The sequence below is a fragment of the Chryseobacterium sp. CG10_8 genome (assembly GCF_058117085.1).
Genome location: NZ_JBYVEB010000205.1, coordinates 1 through 2,173, shown reverse-complemented (window position 1 = coordinate 2,173; position 2,173 = coordinate 1). Strand labels below are relative to the sequence as shown.

Annotated in this window: 3 protein-coding genes; all 3 read right to left on the bottom strand. The window is 32.4% G+C overall.

Annotated elements, in window-relative coordinates:
• The coding region (locus tag AC4AGG_RS16170) for a hypothetical protein (protein WP_489773054.1) at window positions 1-1,310 on the bottom strand (1,310 nt) is incomplete at its 3' end.
• A 90-nt stretch (window positions 1,311-1,400) separates the two neighbouring features.
• On the bottom strand, window positions 1,401-1,805 hold the full coding sequence (locus AC4AGG_RS16165) for a hypothetical protein (RefSeq protein WP_489773053.1): 405 nt from the start codon (window positions 1,803-1,805) through the stop codon (window positions 1,401-1,403).
• Window positions 1,806-1,816: 11 nt separating this feature from the next.
• Window positions 1,817-2,095 carry a helix-turn-helix domain-containing protein gene (locus AC4AGG_RS16160; RefSeq protein ID WP_489773052.1) on the bottom strand — a complete coding sequence of 93 codons (279 nt, stop codon included), beginning with the start codon at window positions 2,093-2,095 and terminating at the stop codon, window positions 1,817-1,819.
• Between the last annotated feature and the right edge of the window lie 78 nt (window positions 2,096-2,173).

Genomic DNA, 2,173 nt, shown 5'->3' with positions numbered 1-2,173 from the left:
TATAAATCTAATTGATTTGGATTACTATTTCTTTCCTTTGAATATTTCAAATTATTATATCGGTTTCGGATATTGTGAGCCACGATTTTATAAAGTTCGGTTTTGGGTTGTCCTTTGCAGTTTTGTGACCAAAATTTTTGTAATACCTCATCATAAATTTTAGGTTCTTTATTTTCATAGAATTTCAATCCCGAATAACATAAAAATTTACTCCCTTTTTTCTGCATTGAAATATCAATTCCAGTAACCAAACAAACCCTCTTTTTTTCGTCTTCATTATCATCTATTTTTATAGTAATATTTTGATGAGGTGGTGCATATTCCAAGTTTATCCTATTTGGGTGGGTAACTTCAAAATGTAACTTTTCCCTATTGATGGTATTTTTCTGTGTGGAATTTGCACCACTTGACAACAAAAATAATTTATCCAAAATCAACACTTTTATTTGGTGGTGCAAGTTGTTTTTTGAACTTAAAATTCTGCAATATTTTTCTTTGTATCTACTAAATTTATTTCGGTTCTTTTCTCGAATTAAATCACTCCAAAAAGACATCGGTTTTGCATTTTCGATAAATTGCACCTCATCTGTTTTTAAGTCATTAATATTAGGTTCTAAATTGATTAATAAAACACGTTCCCATTCATTTAAAAGTTCTTGTGAAAGTACATCGTAAATGTCAGGTTTTATCAGGTCGTTTGCGGTTTCAATTCCGTACTTCTTAATATTTTTTGCCTGTTTGCTCTTAACTTCAAATCGAAAAGAATTTTGATTAATACCATATTCAGGAAAGTCCGAAAACTGTAACCCTTTTGCGTATGCCTTTATTTGTTTGAAGTTTGTAGCATTGGTTTTCTTGAAATATGGAAACACTCCAGTCTTGAAATCTGTTTTTTTATAATATGAAATTCCGTTGATGAGGTTTTTAATATCAGTTTCGGGAATGATATTTATTCCAAATTCGATATTAACCACTTTTAGACGGTTGTATTCATTTGATTGAATGCCTAAATATGTTAGTATATCAATAACCGTTTTAATACCGTTTGACGGTGTAAAATCGTTGCCATTGTGTAAATAATTATTGAAATGATAATGAGGACTAATATTAATTTCTAAATGTCCGAAACCAATGACCTTTCCGTTTTCAACTGACTTGCGAAAATCTAAACTCAATTTAACGCCAAAGGTTTTGTGCATTAGTGAATGATAATAGTTGTTCTTTGGTTTGCATTCGATAAAATCGGGGTGCATTAACGCCCTATTTATTATCTGCAAATCTGTAATTAAGAACTTTGTATTATCTAACATTTCACTATCTTTGTTCAGTCAATAGGTTGCCTATTGTCAGGTTTGAACGCCTAAAAGGGAATGCAGTTTTGCACTCCCTTTTTTTGGCTCTTAGAAGTTTTGAATTATAGCTTTAACTATTTGGGTGCGTTCCGTTGCGTTGTACGGATAGAATTGTTTGCATACCCTCGTTTGGATAATCTCGGTATCAGGATTGTAATAAATAACGCATAAAGACTTAACGCCTTGTATTGGTAAATCTGAATAATAGAAATAAGGCGTTTCCGTTGGACGTAATCCCGAAAGGGTGCATTTGCTCCAATTACTTCCGTTCCTTATCCGTAGTAGGTTGTTTGCTCCAGTAATGGAGTTGTAACCGTTATTCTTTTCAATCCTTATGAGTTCAGGTAGAAGATTTGGTTTTTGTGCGTCTTGTAAACGGTATTGTGCGAATGTCTTTTTAACCTCATCGAGTGTATAGGTTAGTTTGTAATTGTCAGGGACGAACGTTTTCATAATGCAAAATTTTAATCGTTAATAATCATTGCATTTTCTATGTCGTCCATACGATAATAGACACGTGAACCCAACTTGTAAGATTTCAGTATTCCCGATTTTTTCCAACTATGAATTGTTGGTTTGGTAATGCTGAACTTCTCGCAAATTTGGTCTGCGGAATAGTAGCGTTTTGGCTCGTTGTCTTGTAAGGTTTTTTGGAGCTTTGCGAAAAGTGTATTTTCTACTTTAGTCGCAATCTCGGTAATGAGTTGTTGAGGTTCTACACCCACGAAGTTGATAGTATTCATATTACAGTATTTTAAATTGATACTGCAAATGTTTTCTAAGTAATCAATAAGTAATTACTTTTTTTTACTCTAATTAAA